Annotated in this window: 17 protein-coding genes; 13 read left to right on the top strand and 4 right to left on the bottom strand. The window is 49.1% G+C overall.

From position 1 onward, the window contains the following. From JRI95_12320 to JRI95_12305, 4 genes are all read left to right on the top strand, one after another. Positions 1-351 (top strand): hypothetical protein (locus JRI95_12320; GenBank protein MBW2062328.1); only part of this gene is annotated, 351 nt, incomplete at its 5' end. Positions 352-369: 18 nt separating this feature from the next. Further along, positions 370-582 (top strand): ferredoxin family protein, encoded by a 213-nt coding sequence (locus JRI95_12315; protein ID MBW2062327.1) that lies wholly within the window; start codon positions 370-372, stop codon positions 580-582. 17 nt (positions 583-599) lie between these two features. Then, positions 600-1,994 (top strand): glutamate synthase subunit beta, encoded by a 1,395-nt coding sequence (locus JRI95_12310; GenBank protein ID MBW2062326.1) that lies wholly within the window; start codon positions 600-602, stop codon positions 1,992-1,994. Positions 1,995-2,344: 350 nt separating this feature from the next. After that, positions 2,345-4,876, top strand: a complete 2,532-nt coding sequence (locus JRI95_12305) for a transglycosylase SLT domain-containing protein (protein ID MBW2062325.1) — start codon at positions 2,345-2,347, stop codon at positions 4,874-4,876. Positions 4,877-4,903: 27 nt separating this feature from the next. On the opposite strand, the gene pspF is transcribed toward JRI95_12305, so the two are convergent. Beyond that, positions 4,904-5,959 carry a phage shock protein operon transcriptional activator gene (gene pspF / locus JRI95_12300; GenBank protein MBW2062324.1) on the bottom strand — a complete coding sequence of 352 codons (1,056 nt, stop codon included), beginning with the start codon at positions 5,957-5,959 and terminating at the stop codon, positions 4,904-4,906. Between the two features lie 184 nt (positions 5,960-6,143). Here pspF and pspA point away from each other — a divergent pair, with 184 nt between their 5' ends. The 3 genes from pspA to pspC all read left to right on the top strand — a co-directional run bounded on the left by pspA (position 6,144) and on the right by pspC (position 7,586). Beyond that, positions 6,144-6,839: a phage shock protein PspA gene (pspA, locus tag JRI95_12295; protein ID MBW2062323.1), complete on the top strand. Its 696-nt coding sequence runs from the start codon at positions 6,144-6,146 to the stop codon at positions 6,837-6,839. A gap of 122 nt (positions 6,840-6,961) precedes the next feature. After that, on the top strand, positions 6,962-7,219 hold the full coding sequence (locus JRI95_12290; GenBank protein MBW2062322.1) for a phage-shock protein: 258 nt from the start codon (positions 6,962-6,964) through the stop codon (positions 7,217-7,219). Next, a complete protein-coding gene (gene pspC / locus JRI95_12285; protein ID MBW2062321.1) occupies positions 7,203-7,586 on the top strand; it encodes an envelope stress response membrane protein PspC in 384 nt (127 codons plus the stop codon). Before JRI95_12290 ends, pspC begins: the two co-directional genes overlap by 17 nt. Before the next feature lie 130 nt (positions 7,587-7,716). On the opposite strand, the gene JRI95_12280 is transcribed toward pspC, so the two are convergent. The 3 genes from JRI95_12280 to yedF are packed head-to-tail and all read right to left on the bottom strand — an operon-like array spanning position 7,717 to position 9,765. Next, entirely contained in the window at positions 7,717-7,983 is a 267-nt protein-coding gene (locus tag JRI95_12280) for a DUF3343 domain-containing protein (protein ID MBW2062320.1), read from the bottom strand. A 4-nt stretch (positions 7,984-7,987) separates the two neighbouring features. Continuing rightward, positions 7,988-9,136 carry an aminotransferase class V-fold PLP-dependent enzyme gene (locus JRI95_12275; GenBank protein ID MBW2062319.1) on the bottom strand — a complete coding sequence of 383 codons (1,149 nt, stop codon included), beginning with the start codon at positions 9,134-9,136 and terminating at the stop codon, positions 7,988-7,990. Positions 9,137-9,150: 14 nt separating this feature from the next. Further along, positions 9,151-9,765, bottom strand: coding sequence for a sulfurtransferase-like selenium metabolism protein YedF (yedF, locus tag JRI95_12270; protein MBW2062318.1), 615 nt, complete (start codon positions 9,763-9,765; stop codon positions 9,151-9,153). Between the two features lie 321 nt (positions 9,766-10,086). Between yedF and JRI95_12265 the strand changes: the two genes are divergently transcribed. The 6 genes from JRI95_12265 (at position 10,087) to JRI95_12240 (ending at position 13,494) form a co-directional block, all read left to right on the top strand. Further along, positions 10,087-10,542, top strand: coding sequence for a hypothetical protein (locus JRI95_12265; GenBank protein ID MBW2062317.1), 456 nt, complete (start codon positions 10,087-10,089; stop codon positions 10,540-10,542). Positions 10,543-10,606: 64 nt separating this feature from the next. Further along, on the top strand, positions 10,607-10,894 hold the full coding sequence (locus JRI95_12260) for a hypothetical protein (GenBank protein MBW2062316.1): 288 nt from the start codon (positions 10,607-10,609) through the stop codon (positions 10,892-10,894). A gap of 164 nt (positions 10,895-11,058) precedes the next feature. Then, a complete protein-coding gene (gene tatA, locus JRI95_12255) occupies positions 11,059-11,523 on the top strand; it encodes a twin-arginine translocase TatA/TatE family subunit (protein ID MBW2062315.1) in 465 nt (154 codons plus the stop codon). Continuing rightward, positions 11,516-12,319 carry a twin-arginine translocase subunit TatC gene (gene tatC, locus JRI95_12250; protein ID MBW2062314.1) on the top strand — a complete coding sequence of 268 codons (804 nt, stop codon included), beginning with the start codon at positions 11,516-11,518 and terminating at the stop codon, positions 12,317-12,319. The genes tatA and tatC overlap by 8 nt, the downstream gene beginning before the upstream one ends. 339 nt (positions 12,320-12,658) lie before the next feature. Continuing rightward, positions 12,659-12,832, top strand: coding sequence for a hypothetical protein (locus JRI95_12245; protein MBW2062313.1), 174 nt, complete (start codon positions 12,659-12,661; stop codon positions 12,830-12,832). Positions 12,833-13,107: 275 nt separating this feature from the next. Then, positions 13,108-13,494, top strand: coding sequence for a hypothetical protein (locus tag JRI95_12240; GenBank protein MBW2062312.1), 387 nt, complete (start codon positions 13,108-13,110; stop codon positions 13,492-13,494). Positions 13,495-13,844: the final 350 nt, after the last annotated feature.

Raw genomic sequence — 13,844 nt, 5'->3', positions numbered from 1 at the left:
TGCATGTTTGCTTACGATACATCAATTCTTAAGAATGAAGACAGCCTGAATAAGGCAATGAAAGAAGGGGCCGCGATTAAAGAGCAGTGGATGCCGAAGGCAAAGGTTCAAGACCTTCATGATTTTATTACCTTCAAAGAAACGGAAAATATGCTTTTTACAATGGACCTCTTCTTAAAAGCTTCTGTTTTAAGAAAGGAATCCAGAGCCGATCACATGAGAGAGGATTTTCCAAAGACGGACAAGGAATGGCTTAAATGGATCGTCTTTAATAAGAATCTGAAAGAGGGTTACCGATTCGAGGATTTACCCTGGGACAGGTACAGATTTCAACCTGATGATTTAAGTTAGAAAAAGAGGGAATGCAACATGATTGAATCCATAAACGAAGAATTATGCTTTGGCTGCGGTAACTGCGACCTCGGATGCCCTATGGATGTTATTTATATGAATCATGAGACAAAAAAAGCCGAGATAAGATATCAAAATGATTGTATGACCTGTTTTAACTGTGAGCTGGAATGCCCGACGGACGCTATTTATGTGGACCCGATCAAACAGGAAAAGCCGCAGCCCTGGTAATTAAAAGAGGTGATTAAATGGGTAAACCTGAATACTATTTTGATAAGATAAACAGGCAAGATCCTCCAAAGAGAAGCGTTATTTTAAGGATTAAGGATTTTGGCGATATATACCGGCCGCATATGCCAAAAGACCTGATCGCCCAGGCTTCGCGATGCGTCAACTGCGGTATTCCTGTATGCACGGATGCGTGTCCTTTGACAAACAGTATACCTGTCTGGATGGAGATGCTGGAAGACGGAGCGCTCATTGAAGCATCGAGAACTGCCTATGAAACCAATCCCATGCCAGATGTGACTGGAAGAGTCTGTCCTTCTGACATGTTATGTGAAGAAGGCTGTGTCCTGAAAGATCAATATGAGTCGGTAACTGTTCGCGAGGCGGAGCGGTTCATTTCCGGGGTATATTATTACGAGGTCATGCATGAGATCAAGCAATCAATTGGTAAAAATGACATCAAGGTTGCAATCATAGGTTCGGGACCGGCCGGGCTGGCATGTGCGGATTACTTGAGCCGGCTCGGATATTCACCCACTGTATTTGAAAAGGACGCCTCCCCGGGAGGACTCCTTTTTTACGGTATCCCCTCCTTTAAACTGGATAAACAACTTATTACCAGACAGGTTAAGACCCTTGAAGAAAGAGGTGTCCGATTTACAAGTAATTGTGAGGTCGGCAAGGATGTAACCCTGAAAGAATTGGAAAAAGCCGAGTATAAAGCCTTTTTTATTGGAATTGGAGCAAAGAAAGAGATTGATATCCCGAAAACGATAGAAAGAAACGCCGCAAACGTTACAACGGCTTATCAATTCCTTAGCAGCATAAACCAGCCGGGTCTCGGACCTGCTGTTGATGTAAAAGGGAAAAAGGTCCTTATTCTCGGAGGCGGCGATACCGCTGTTGATTGCGCCAGAGCGGTTGTCAGAAGGGGCGCCCGTGAAGTCACCTGCGTCTATAGAGAATCCGAGGAAAAACGCCCTGGCAGCAAACGGGAATATGTCAATGCCATGGAAGAAGGGGTAAAGATGGTTGAAAGTTTTACACCCGAAAGATTTAATTTAGGCAAGGACGGAAATGTGAAGGAGGTCCAGTTTGTTGGCGTAGATTGTGCCGTTGCGGATGAAAACGGCCGGATTTTATTCAAGGAAATTTTTACAAGGAAAAAGACACTCAAGACTGACCTCGTTATCATTTCTTTTGGGTTTGTGACTGAACTTCCCGCTTTTATCAAAGAAACTAATATAGAGACGGACGCTATGAACAGGATAAAGGTTAATTCACATCAGATGACCAGTGTTAGTGGAGTTTTTGCCGGCGGAGATATAGTCAGAGGCTCAAGTCTGGTCGTTTGGGCCTTAAGGGATGGAAGAGAGGCCGCTTTTGGAATCAAACGATACCTCGGTCCGGAATAAATATAATTTTTCACTACTGTCCGGGTGTTATTTTTCACAAGCTCTATAAGCAATACCATAACAACTAGTTATATGGTCTGAAAGCCGTGATTGATTTGAACTCAATTTTAGAAGAATTCGGCCATTCCGAAATGGCCACTGTCGAGGGGGTGTTGACAGCCTCCTACGATAAAATCATAGAGGAGGCTTCTGGCAGCCAACTGACATTATTTGACTTTTAACCGGATAGTAGTGATCTGCGCCCATGAATTGATCCCGGGATATTTCTTGTCAGGGAAACAGGATGAACCCCTTTTTATTTGGTTTGACAAGGATTCCTCGGGTTTGTAAGATCAAATAACCGCCACTTAATGGGAGAGACTCGTATCACTGCAAGTAGTTTCCGGCGAGTAATAGTCTATTGTTTCTTGATCCTCCTGCCTTTGACGCTTACAGGAAGATCTACTCCCCTCTTTGCCTATGATCTTCAAAAGTCCGCCATTTCAACCCCTTCTCTCGCTGCCTCTCCATCATTTTCATTACCTCAACCGGTTTCCTGGGACGACTTCGAACTAGCCGTCAGGCTCTATCATCGCGGCCGCCTTCAGGAGGCGGCTGAGCTGCTTGACAAAATCTATTGTCTTAAACTGACCGTTCGACAGAACCGCCTTATCCGTTTTTTGAGGGGAGTGATCGCGAGCAGGCTTGGTCAACATGATGTGGTGTTAAAGGCTTTTCCCAGGAACATTGGGGTGCTTTCCGGTCTGAAAAGTTACGTTCTTTACTATCAGGCCCACGCCCTGTTCGGCCTGAAGAGGTGGCCAAAGGCCCGAGTCCAGTTTAGCAGTTATATCAATCTTTACCCTGACGGAATCCTGAATCATCAGGCTCGCTTGCTCAAGGTCGAATCTCTTGTCCATCAGGGCCGGACGGATCAGGCTATTAAAGGGTTTTACAGGCTTACGCCAAATGATCAGGCAGGGGAGGTCTACCTGGGACTGGCTCGCGCTTTGGAGAACCGAGGCAAGATGGACGCGGCGCGAACCGCTTTTCAGAAGGCCATGAAACACGCGCGTTCTGCAACCGTCCGGTCCGAGGCGTCTGCAAAGTACAAGGAGCTTCTGTGGTTGAGCTTGATCGAAGCTAATAAGGAAGTCCTTTACCTCGAAGTGGTTCGTCTCCTGTTCCAGGAGTGGCGTCTAAAAGAAGCGCTGGCCCTGACCGAGCATCTGCTGGCCCAGGGAGGTTCTTCTGAGTACCTGGACGAGTTGGCCCTTGAAAAGGGTCGGGCGTTATTATATTTAAACCAGCTTGATCATGCCCAAAGGCACTTTTACGGCGCGGCTCAGTCTGCTACGGTAAAGTATAAGGCTGAACTGTGGGGGCGGTATGCCAGGTGTCTCAGCAGACAGGGTCTATTTGAGGAGGCTGCCAGTGCCTTTGTACTATCCGGCCAGACCGCCACTAGTAAAAAGGAGGCCGATGCAGCCTACTTTTTGGCTGGGGCCCTTTTCCTTAAGGCTGATAAAATAGCCAGGGCTGAAGAGGCCTGGCGCCGCATCCGTAAATGGGTCCGCCAGGGACGTCTGGCCGACGACATTCTGTGGTACGTAGCCTGGTATTACTACCGGCATCACGCCTGGAAGATGGCGGCAGAACGTTTTTTTACTCTGAACCGTAAATATCCGAGGCGCGCTAGCGGTCAGGCGGCACGCTATTGGTTGGCGCGGACTCTGGAGCACATGGATCGTCAGCCCAAGGCTGTGGAACATTACCTGGCTTTAGCCATCGGGCAGAATCATGATTATTATCGCATCCTGTCCCTGGAGCGCCTCCGCCAAATCAGGCCCCAGGGAAGGTGGTCGGTTCATCCGGGCACTACTGACCTCAGACCACCTGAAAGTTTAAAATTCAACGAAATTTTCCAACCAGCTTGCGTGTCAGTCTCTCCAAAAGATAATTTTCTGCCTTCTAGTCCGGAACCGAGCTTTTGGCCTCATGATCTCTGGGCTGAACGCGCACAGATCATAAATCTTAAACGAGTGCCTCATGCTTCAGCTAAACTGAATCTGGTGTTAGCCAGGTTGAAAAACCTGGCTGCGGCTGGCACGCTTGATCTGGCCGTGAAAGAAGCTGCAGACATCCTGGAGTTGATTCCTTCTGAAAAAAGACAGAATGCCACAATCCTGACCAGACCACAGAAGAAAAGACGAGATAAGGAACTAAAACGAGCCCGGCGCCAGTTGTATGTTTTTGTGAGTGCTTACCTGGCAGAAAGGGGCCATTATTATCAATACGTCAAGCTTCATGAAAAGTATGCTTCATTATGGACAGCCTCCTCTCATAAGGAGAAGTTTAAAGCTCGCCGCCTGACCTATCCCCTGTCGTATCTGACTTTTGCCTGTCAAAAGGCCGGAGAGTATAATCTAGACCCGGCCTTGATCCTGGCCGTTATTCGGGCCGAGTCCTTTTACCATCCCCAGGTGGTTTCTGGATCCAACGCCCTTGGCCTGATGCAGGTCCTCCCGAGCACTGCTCGAAAGATAGCCAGGCGTCTCGATCTGCCAGGTTTCGAAGTAAATGACCTTTTTGAACCTGGAGCCAATATTGGTTTCGGAGCCTGGTACTTGGCTGCCTTGCTCAAGGAATTTAAGGGACAGGTTCCGCTGGCCCTGGCGGCATACAACGCCGGGCCTTTCAACGTCAAGCGCTGGATAAAGCAGGCGGGTGACGTGGATTTAGAAGAGTTCATTGACCAGATCCCCTTTACTCAAACCAGGGGCTATGTCAAGAAAGTCCTCGCTTACTACTATATGTATCGCCTTCTTTACTCAGGGAAAACGATAAATTTCAACCTCCGGAGGCCGCTCAACAAGAACCATCTGGATTTGGTCAATTTTTAAAAGATATAAGAGAGGGGTTCTGCCAGCCTAGCCCTTTAATTCATCTTTATACTTCCTGTAGATTCCCCGAAACTGATGGTAGGTCAGCCCCAGGATATGGGCGGCCTTCTTCTGATTGAACCGCGCTTCGGTCAAGGCCTGCTGTAGGAGTCTGAGTTCAAATTGCCGCACAGCCTGCGTGAAAGGATGACGGATTGTTCCGTCGTCCTTTGATTTGGGTTCAATCTTCTCTTCTTCTTTGATCAAACCTGTTTCACTTGTTTGATAGGGGGACTGGAAGGGATCAAAGATAATATTGGTGATCAATTGGCCCTCGGCGCGATAAACCGCACGCTCCACTACATTTTTTAATTCGCGCACGTTGCCCGGCCAGGGATAATGCTCCAGCCCGGCTATAGCTTCCTCGCTGAATTCAGGAATCTGTTCGCGCCCTAATTCGAATGCTATTCGCGCTGCAAAGTGGTTTGCCAGAATCAGGATATCCCCCTCACGCTCGCGCAGAGGAGGAAGGAAAAGCACCTCAAAAGAAAGCCGATCAAGCAGGTCTTGTTTGAACTGTCCTTTCTTAACCAGGACGGGGAGATTGATATTTGTCGCGCCAATGATTCTCACATCTACCTGTATGGACCTTGACCCTCCAACCCGTTCAAAGGCGCCGTATTCTACCACGCGCAGTATTTTTTCCTGAACTTCGATCGGGATGTTAGCCATCTCGTCAAGAAAGAGGGTGCCTTGGCTGGCCATCTCAAACCGACCGGTTCGACGGCGGGTTGCCCCGGTGAAGGCCCCGGCCTCATAGCCGAAAAGTTCGGATTCGATGAGTGACGGGGCGAGAGCCGCGCAATTGAGCGTTACTAAGGGACTCTGCCACCGTTTAGAGAGGTAATGTAATCTGGTGGCCGCCAGTTCCTTGCCTGTGCCGCGTTCACCAATCAGGAGCACAGGCCGATCAATACGCGCCACCCGGGAGAGGCGTTCCTGAAATTCTAGGAAGGCCTCGGACTGCCCCAGGGCCTCATCAGCGCTTCGGTCCCCGCCGGTGGAGTTTGGGTAGTTGTTTGGATCATATTGATCTTCGGGCATAATATAGCAAAAAATACAAAATATTAGTCTATTTGACCTTTAGTTATTGAATTATGCCATATTTTCTAAGGCCTGTCAAGGGTCTCAAAAAGATAATATTTTGATTTAATTCCGTTTTTTGTTATTGGCACACTTCATGCCATTTAAAAGACCGGAAAAAGAAAAAATTAAAGGAGGTCATATCATGGGCGTATTTTCTAGATTCCGAGATATTATCAACTCAAACATCAATGCCATGCTGGATCGGGCTGAAGACCCTGAAAAGATGATTCGGCTTATGATCCAGGAGATGGAAGACACATTGGTGGAAATAAAGGCTTCCTGCGCCGGCGTCATGGCCAATAAGAAGAAGGCGCAGCGGATGTGGGATGAGGCCTTAAAACGTACAAAAAATTGGGAGGAGAAAGCGCAGCTCGCGGTCAACAAGGGACGGGAGGACCTGGCGCGTGAGGCGCTCATGGAGAAGAGGCGCTTTCAGGATAAAACTGACTCGCTGGAGGGCGAGATGCGGCAGTACGAGGCCTTGACCGACCAGTACCAGAATGATATCCGGCAGCTCGAAGAAAAACTTCATTTAGTCAGGGAGAAACAGCGCGTCCTGATTCAGCGGCACATTCATGCCCGGAGGAAGCGCCGTGCTCAGGAGGAAATTCGGCAGAGTGACAGCACCGAGGCAGTTATTCGTTTTGAACAGTTCGAGAATCGCATCGAACGGATGGAGGCCGAGGCCGACCTGGTTAACGCCTATCGTAAGCCAGTGTTGGATGATGAATTTGCCCGTCTGGAAGGTGATGAAGAGATCGAAAAGGAGCTTGAGGCCCTCAAGGCCAGCATCGCTAAGGAATCTCAGGAAAGCACACCGACCTCGGGACAGGGGTAATATTTCATTTTCAACAGTCCTGGTTTATGTTATGAGGTAAAGGCGTTAAAGGTCATAAATTTCATGCTCCAGCCATAAGCTTATAGATCTTGTATGACGGAGTTAAACCGGAGTATACGAACATGCCAGCAGTATTTATCGTCATGATAGTTTTTCTCGTCCCTTTGCTCGCCTTGGGCCTGCTGGGCGGTCTGATCATCGCCGGTATCAGGGTTTTAAAGGGAGAACCTCCCTTGGGAGGCAAAGAGCAGCGGGACGAGGAAACCAGATTGATTCAAGAAATTCACCAGGGTCTCGTAAAAATGGAGAATAGAGTCGCGGCCCTGGAAACAATATTATTAGATCCGGAAAGGAAGGAAAAAGATGAGCAGCAAGTTTAATGACATGCGCCGCGGTCTATACCGGTCCCGGGCAGGTCTTCTTTTGGGAGTTTGCAAAGGCATTGCAGATTACTTTAATTTTTCCGTACTCTGGACACGGATAATAGTCATAGTTTTGATGATCTTCACCGGATTTTGGCCCATCCTGGCCCTATACGTTCTGGCGGCTTTGCTTATTAAGCCCGAGCCGGTCATACCCCTTTACTCTGACGAAGATCAGGAATTTTACGATTCCTATACCCACTCGAGGGGCATGGCGTTACGCCGCTTAAAGCGTATTTATAACAACCTCAACCAACGCCTGCAGCGCATGGAAGATATTGTCACAGCCAGAGAGTTTGACTGGGATCAAAGATTAAACGGATAATCGAGCCTGCCAGGGATGGATTGTTTTCATAAGGAGGCTCAGGGAAAAACGATCTCCTTCATCTGACTCGATGCCACAGACCTTTCTTTAGACCACCTGAATACCTTAAAAAAAAGGCCCTCTTACAGACTTAAGAAGGCAAATCCGCAGGGATTTCCTCAAATGTTTGGCCGGATCGGTAAAAGAGGGCCTTAATTTTGATCCTGGCCTGGATCAAGGCCGCATTTATTTGATCCTTCTCCTTTGGATCAACCTCAAGAGCCATACCGCACTCCGGATTGATCTCCTTGGGCACCGGGATGATATCAAAGTCCAGCCCAGCGGTGTGAAGTACTTTTTCGGCGTGGAGTACCTGGTGGATGGATTCAAGAATAAAGATTAAACGGTTTTTTTTCATCTCTTCATTTTGCCTGTCGGCTCAAGTCATCCAGCGCTGCCAGTGAAGTGTCCACCTCAGCTTCTGTGTTGAACAGACCAAAGGAAAAGCGAACCGTGCCTTGAGGATAGGTCTTGATGGTTCGGTGCGCTCGCGGGGCGCAGTGAAGCCCAGCCCGTGTCAGGACACCGAACTCCCTGTCCAGTGCATGGGTCAGGTCCGATGGAGACCATGCGGTGAGGTTCATAGAGACAACCGCTACCCGCGAGTCAGGATCCGGGGGGCCATAGACAGTTGCCCCTCTGATCTGGGCCAGACCGCTTAAGAAACGCGCTGTTAACTTAAGCTCATGAGTCCGGATGTTATCTACACCGGTTTCCATGACAAATTTTACTCCAGCGCCCAGACCGGCCAGGCCGTGGGTGTTTTGCGTACCAGCCTCAAGCCTGTCAGGCATGAAATCGGGGTGCTCTTCAAATTCAGAACGGCTGCCAGTCCCACCCCGCACCAAAGGTTTGATCTCGATTTCCGGGGTGATCCAGAGCCCGCCGGTGCCTGTGGGACCGAGCAGAGACTTATGACCGGTAAAGGCCAGTATGTCCGCCTCCCGGTCTGACATGTTCAAAGGCAGAACCCCTGCGGTCTGGGCCGCATCCACCAGGAGAGGAACCGTGCCCAGGGCCGCTTTCAGCTCTTTGAGCGGACAGATGGCGCCAGTCACGTTGGAGGCATGGGCGATCACCACCAGGCGGGTTCGAGCGGTCAGCCTTTTTTTGAATTCGGCCGGGTCAATCAGGCCAGTCAAGGGGCTGGGAATGACTTCGACCTCGACCTCCCGCGCCCGCGCCAGCCAGTTCAGGGGCCTCATGACTGAATTATGTTCCATGGAGGAGGTCAGGACATGATCGCCCGGCCGAAGAAAACCTGTCAGGGCCATATTTAGCGCCTGGGTTACGTTGCAGGTGAAGGCGATCTGACTTGCATCGTTTACCCTCAGCAGTTCAGCCACAGCCTCCCGCGCCTCAAAAACCAGCCGGGCTGCATTCAGAGACATGCGATGAGCTGATCGGCCCCCACTGCCTGAAATCTCTGTCAAGGCACGGCGCACGGCCTCGACCATTTGAGGAGGCTTGGGAAATGAGGTCGCGGCCTGATCGAAATAGATGAGATCCATGGCCAATCCTTTATTCAGGGTGAGACGATGCGATCCGCCCCAGCCAGTATTTCGATGATTTCAAACATGTTACTTACCCGGCCTACAACCAGCTTTTCCTTGAGACCGAAGAAATCAAGGCAGGTTCCGCAAACCAGAATTTCCATGCCTGAATTTTTAAGCGCCTTAATATCTTCCAGATATTCCGAACCCTCAACGGCCAGGTGAATCCCTGAGTTATAGAAGACAGCCGCTTGAGGCTTTAGAGTCGCGTCTGACAGGGTCTTGATAAAGGCCTTCATCAGCATTCGGCCCAGAGGTTCAGGGCCTTTCCCCATGATCTGATCGCTGATCTTGACAACCAGTCGCATCTTTTCCGGCGCAGGCCTTGATGAGGGAATCTCACAAGCCGCTTCAGGCTCCGGGCTGGAACACGGACCATCCTTGGTCACCGTCAGGATAAAATCAGCGCCTTCCTCGGTTATTTCGACTTCACAGCCTTGAGAAGCACAAAAACGGGTCACATTGTCCCGGGCGGCCTCATTGTCCACAATTACCCTGATCCGGCCGCTTTCCGTTTCCTCCAGGGCCTGCTTGGTGTTCAGGACGGGTTGAGGGCAGGCAAGTCCTCGACAGTCCAACTCTTTCATATTTTGACCTCCTGACAATACATTATTAATACATGGGAGGAAATAACATAATTGTCTATACCTGTCATTCCTTTTTTTGATAGTTAGCTCTATATAAAGCCGGGCTGAAGGAGGTTTTCGAAAAATGTTACATCCTAATCATACTTCGTGTAAAGGGGTAAAAAATTCCCTTCCTTTTGAGCTGATTATGGGAAATTTTTGTTGTTTCATTAATTTGTTTAATAAAATTAGGTAATTATTCAATCGGGTGTCGTAAGCGGTCTTGGTATATCCTTTGCATAGTTTCAAAGCAGCCAGTTAAGCCATAAAAGGAGGAAGAACGTGAAGGTCACAGATGATACCCACGTCAATTCATTAATTCAGAAACCATCCTCGTCCCAGACTCAAAATAATAGACCCGGATTTGCTGAAACATTGGCCAGGAGTTATACGCAGGGAGTAAATAAAAACTCTGAGCCATCAAAAAGCGGCGCCGCGCCTTCGGTGTCTCAAACTTCACCTGTGGGAAAAATCATGCTGGCTGGTTTAACTGAGTCCTTTCAAGAGGTGGAAAACACCCTTGGCTTGTTGGACCGTTATGCCAAGGCCTTGGCCGACCCGGCTCAGACCTTAAAGCAGGTTGCAGTTTTAGTTAAAGAGATGGAGCAGGCGGCTGATCGGTTAAAGGGAGCAAGCCACGGTCTGCCTGACGATCATATGGTGAAAGAGCTGCTCGATCAGACGGCCATTGTAGCCACTGTCGAGGCCGCGAAGTTCAATCGAGGTGATTACATTTAAACCCAAGACTTGCTCCAGGGTGTGATCTAGATAAAAAACTATCTTCCTTCTTAAAGGTATATTAATGGATCTTAAGCAAATCAGTGAGGCTTATAATTACCTATTTCACCCGGGCGGGGCTTCTGACCTCTCTGACCAGGAAAACCAGAAAGAGGCCGCGGTCAAGGCCCAGCCGGGCCGGCCTCAGACTGGCGAGGTTTCCAGGTCCATGGAACCGACAGACCTGACTCTGGCCCAGGCCGAGGTCTTGATCAAGGAGGTGGCTCAAAAGATCGTGGCCGCCGGCTTATTTTTAACAGAAAGCCTGTATGACACCTCGGACCTCAAGGTTATCAGCCCCAGGTATGTTTGAGATGAAGTTTAAGGGAGGATAAGTCACCCTTTAAAACATTTATATCTTGCCACTGGCGGACCGGTGCTCTGGATGAGTCTGGTCCTTTTTTTTCTTTTTTCTAGGAATTCTTGACATGAACTAAGGCAGGGCTTTACAATACCTCATATATTCAGGAGGTTTTCATGTTCGGTATCGGTACGCCGGAGCTGCTCATCATTTTAGTTATTGCCCTTGTCGTGATCGGGCCCAAGCATCTGCCTGACATGGCCAAGGCCCTGGGGCGTGGCATTGGTGAGTTCAGGCGGGCCACGGACGAATTAAAAAAGACTATTGATGCTGACGACGACTTAAAAGAGATTTCAAAATCGCTCACTGAAGCCAAGAACGAGGTCTATGGCATGGTCAAGGAGGAGTTCTCGGATCTAAAGGATACAGCCAGCTCTCTGGCCAAAGAAGGCGATTCTACCGGTCACGAAGACACGGATGAGCCACAAGGGGACGATCTGGAACCAGAAGAGGAGCTTGATGATGAGGCCTTAAAGGCCTGGGCCCTGGCTGAAGCCAAGGCGGAGGTCAAGGCGGAGGCGCCTTCGGATGAAAGTGATGAGCAAGAAAAGAAGGAGCCGGCCAGCAAAGCCGATGTCTGAAGATCAGGAAAAGGAGGTTTCCCAGGAAGAAGAACTGGATTTAAAAGGCGGCGCCAAGATGCCTTTCCTGGTCCATCTCGCGGAGCTTCGCCGCCGTCTGATCATCTGTTTCATCGCCGTCGGGTTCGGATTTGCCATCAGTTATTACTTTTCCAAGCCCCTTTTTAAAATTTTAATCCGCCCTCTTCTCAAGGCCATGCCCGAAGGGGAGCAACTCATATACACCGGCCTGCCTGAAGCCTTTTTCACCTACCTGAAACTTGGGTTATGGGGCGGGATCATCCTGGCGCTGCCGGTCATCTTTTATCAACTCTGGAACTTCGCCGCTCCAGGGCTTTATCGTAATGAAAGGCGGTACGTCGTTCCCTTTGTGGTGTGGTCCACGCTCATGTTCATCATCGGCGCGCTCTTTGGCTATTTTATCGTCTTTCCGGTTGGGTTCAGGTTTTTCCTGGGATTTTCCGACGAATCCATCCGGGCCCTGCCAGCGGTGGCTCAATATTTTTCTTTTTCCCTCAAGCTCCTGTTCGGCTTTGGCCTGGTTTTTGAGCTTCCGGTGGTCATGGTCTTCCTGGCCAAGATGGGCCTGGTCAATGCCCCCTTCCTGGCTCGCCAGCGTAAGTTCGCTATTCTGCTTATTTTTGTAATCGGGGCTATCCTGACCCCGCCTGACGTCATCAGCCAGGTTTTCATGGCCTTACCTTTGATAGTTCTTTATGAAATCAGCATTCTTCTGGTTCGCCTGGTGTGGCGAAAAAAGGAAAAGGAAAGAAGGCAGGCCGCGGCTGAGGCCTAAGAATGTCCTAAAGGATACGCTCCTTATATGTCGTTGGACGAAGATGATTTTACAATAATCAAAATTAAGATTTACTTGACTTGACAACACCCAATTATCATATCTGTAATTTTAGCAGAGTTGGAACACTCTCAATGTATCAACGGTTGAAGAAAAGCTGTGATCCCTACACACTTCGCCAGGATATCAGCATCCTGAGAAAACAGTAGCTGTTCAAGGATTTCACATGAAATCTTCACTATTGATGTGGGAATCGCCATAGCGGATAATTGCAGACGGTTTCAGTCTCGATTAATTTCTCAAACCACAAAGTATTGTGTCCAGCAAGGAGCAAGGCTTATGCAACATGTTTTAGATCTTAAGTTCGGTAACTTCGTTGCCATAGCCGATATTGGTGGGTGCATGTGGCTTCTGCTTTTCCGCTGCGACATTACTACCAGGCTGTGCTGGGTCATGGCTGACGGAAAAGTTATGCTTGACCGGAAAAAGAACGATGGATTACTATGCCCGTAAATCGAGAGAACTTAGGATTTTCAGAGAAATCGGCAAGAAAGAGCCTTTTGTTGGATGAATGCAAGCCCCCCGGTCTGGACCAAGGCCTGTTAAATAGGCCAAAATCGGGGTTAGAGGGCTTGAAACACGGAAATTGCGGCCCATGTCGCATAATTCGAGTTGATAGTCGATCGCCGCATAATTCGGAATTATGGGGGCGGATCAGATCTTATCGGGGACGATCACCCGTCAAACATCGATTATCACCAGGATACACGTAAAAGGAGGTTGAAGATATGACTCACGGATTATCTGGAGAAGAAACGACTGTCAATGATGCCGGTGAGATAGGATTGCCATCGGGTCAGGTTGATGAAGCACCTGATCCGGCCCCGGTATACCGCAACCAGAGAAAGCGCTACCCCTGGTGGGTAAAGAGCGTGAATGAACCCACCACTGCTACCGACCGGGAGCGGCACAGACGCATGGATAAGGAGAGGCTCACCACTGACCTGGTTGGCCGCTTCTACCATAAGGAAGACAGGGCAGAGGTTGTCAATAAGACGGCCAATCTCGGGTTGCCCCAGTATATCGGTGTGGACAAAGCCGCCTTATTGGTTAAAAAGGGATGGGCTCGTCAGAAGAGATGCCGGGTGCCCGACACAATCTTGCTGTTTTCTTAAATACCTCTTTTTGGGGTGGTGCATACAACTCGTTAGAGTTGTGTGCACGCCGCAGGCGCAAGAAGTCATTCCGGGGGCTGAATTTTCACTCCACACGATTGTCCCGACATATAAAATCGTGCGGAGCTAAATTGCCAGTCTTCAGACCTCTTCACCAATCCCTTTCTTACTGGATTTTCGTGCATATACTTTAGTTTTTCTATCAGCTTCTTGTCGCTGTAAATATTGAAATCATAATATCTGCGCTGCCAGACCGGGTCTTTTAAATCGAATGCTGACGTATAAGAAGTATAATGCGTTTTCATGTTTTTTTTGATTTGCCGGGTGCTCCAGACAATCTCGCGGTTTTC

The sequence above is a fragment of the Deltaproteobacteria bacterium genome (assembly GCA_019308995.1).
Lineage (GTDB): Bacteria > Desulfobacterota > Desulfarculia > Adiutricales > JAFDHD01 > JAFDHD01.
This window is presented reverse-complemented; position numbering and strand designations above follow the sequence as displayed.

Excerpts from the sequence above, each read along its gene's own strand:
- pspF (MBW2062324.1), bottom strand. The coding sequence starts at position 5,959 with ATGCCCGAAGATCAATATGATCCAAACAACTACCCAAACTCCACCGGC.
- JRI95_12275 (MBW2062319.1), bottom strand. The coding sequence starts at position 9,136 with ATGGATCTCATCTATTTCGATCAGGCCGCGACCTCATTTCCCAAGCCT.
- pspA (MBW2062323.1), top strand. The coding sequence starts at position 6,144 with ATGGGCGTATTTTCTAGATTCCGAGATATTATCAACTCAAACATCAAT.
- JRI95_12305 (MBW2062325.1), top strand. The coding sequence starts at position 2,345 with ATGGGAGAGACTCGTATCACTGCAAGTAGTTTCCGGCGAGTAATAGTC.
- tatA (MBW2062315.1), top strand. The coding sequence starts at position 11,059 with ATGTTCGGTATCGGTACGCCGGAGCTGCTCATCATTTTAGTTATTGCC.
- JRI95_12310 (MBW2062326.1), top strand. The coding sequence starts at position 600 with ATGGGTAAACCTGAATACTATTTTGATAAGATAAACAGGCAAGATCCT.
- pspC (MBW2062321.1), top strand. The coding sequence starts at position 7,203 with ATGAGCAGCAAGTTTAATGACATGCGCCGCGGTCTATACCGGTCCCGG.
- JRI95_12315 (MBW2062327.1), top strand. The coding sequence starts at position 370 with ATGATTGAATCCATAAACGAAGAATTATGCTTTGGCTGCGGTAACTGC.
- JRI95_12290 (MBW2062322.1), top strand. The coding sequence starts at position 6,962 with ATGCCAGCAGTATTTATCGTCATGATAGTTTTTCTCGTCCCTTTGCTC.
- yedF (MBW2062318.1), bottom strand. The coding sequence starts at position 9,765 with ATGAAAGAGTTGGACTGTCGAGGACTTGCCTGCCCTCAACCCGTCCTG.
- JRI95_12280 (MBW2062320.1), bottom strand. The coding sequence starts at position 7,983 with ATGAAAAAAAACCGTTTAATCTTTATTCTTGAATCCATCCACCAGGTA.
- tatC (MBW2062314.1), top strand. The coding sequence starts at position 11,516 with ATGTCTGAAGATCAGGAAAAGGAGGTTTCCCAGGAAGAAGAACTGGAT.
- JRI95_12245 (MBW2062313.1), top strand. The coding sequence starts at position 12,659 with ATGCAACATGTTTTAGATCTTAAGTTCGGTAACTTCGTTGCCATAGCC.
- JRI95_12260 (MBW2062316.1), top strand. The coding sequence starts at position 10,607 with ATGGATCTTAAGCAAATCAGTGAGGCTTATAATTACCTATTTCACCCG.
- JRI95_12240 (MBW2062312.1), top strand. The coding sequence starts at position 13,108 with ATGACTCACGGATTATCTGGAGAAGAAACGACTGTCAATGATGCCGGT.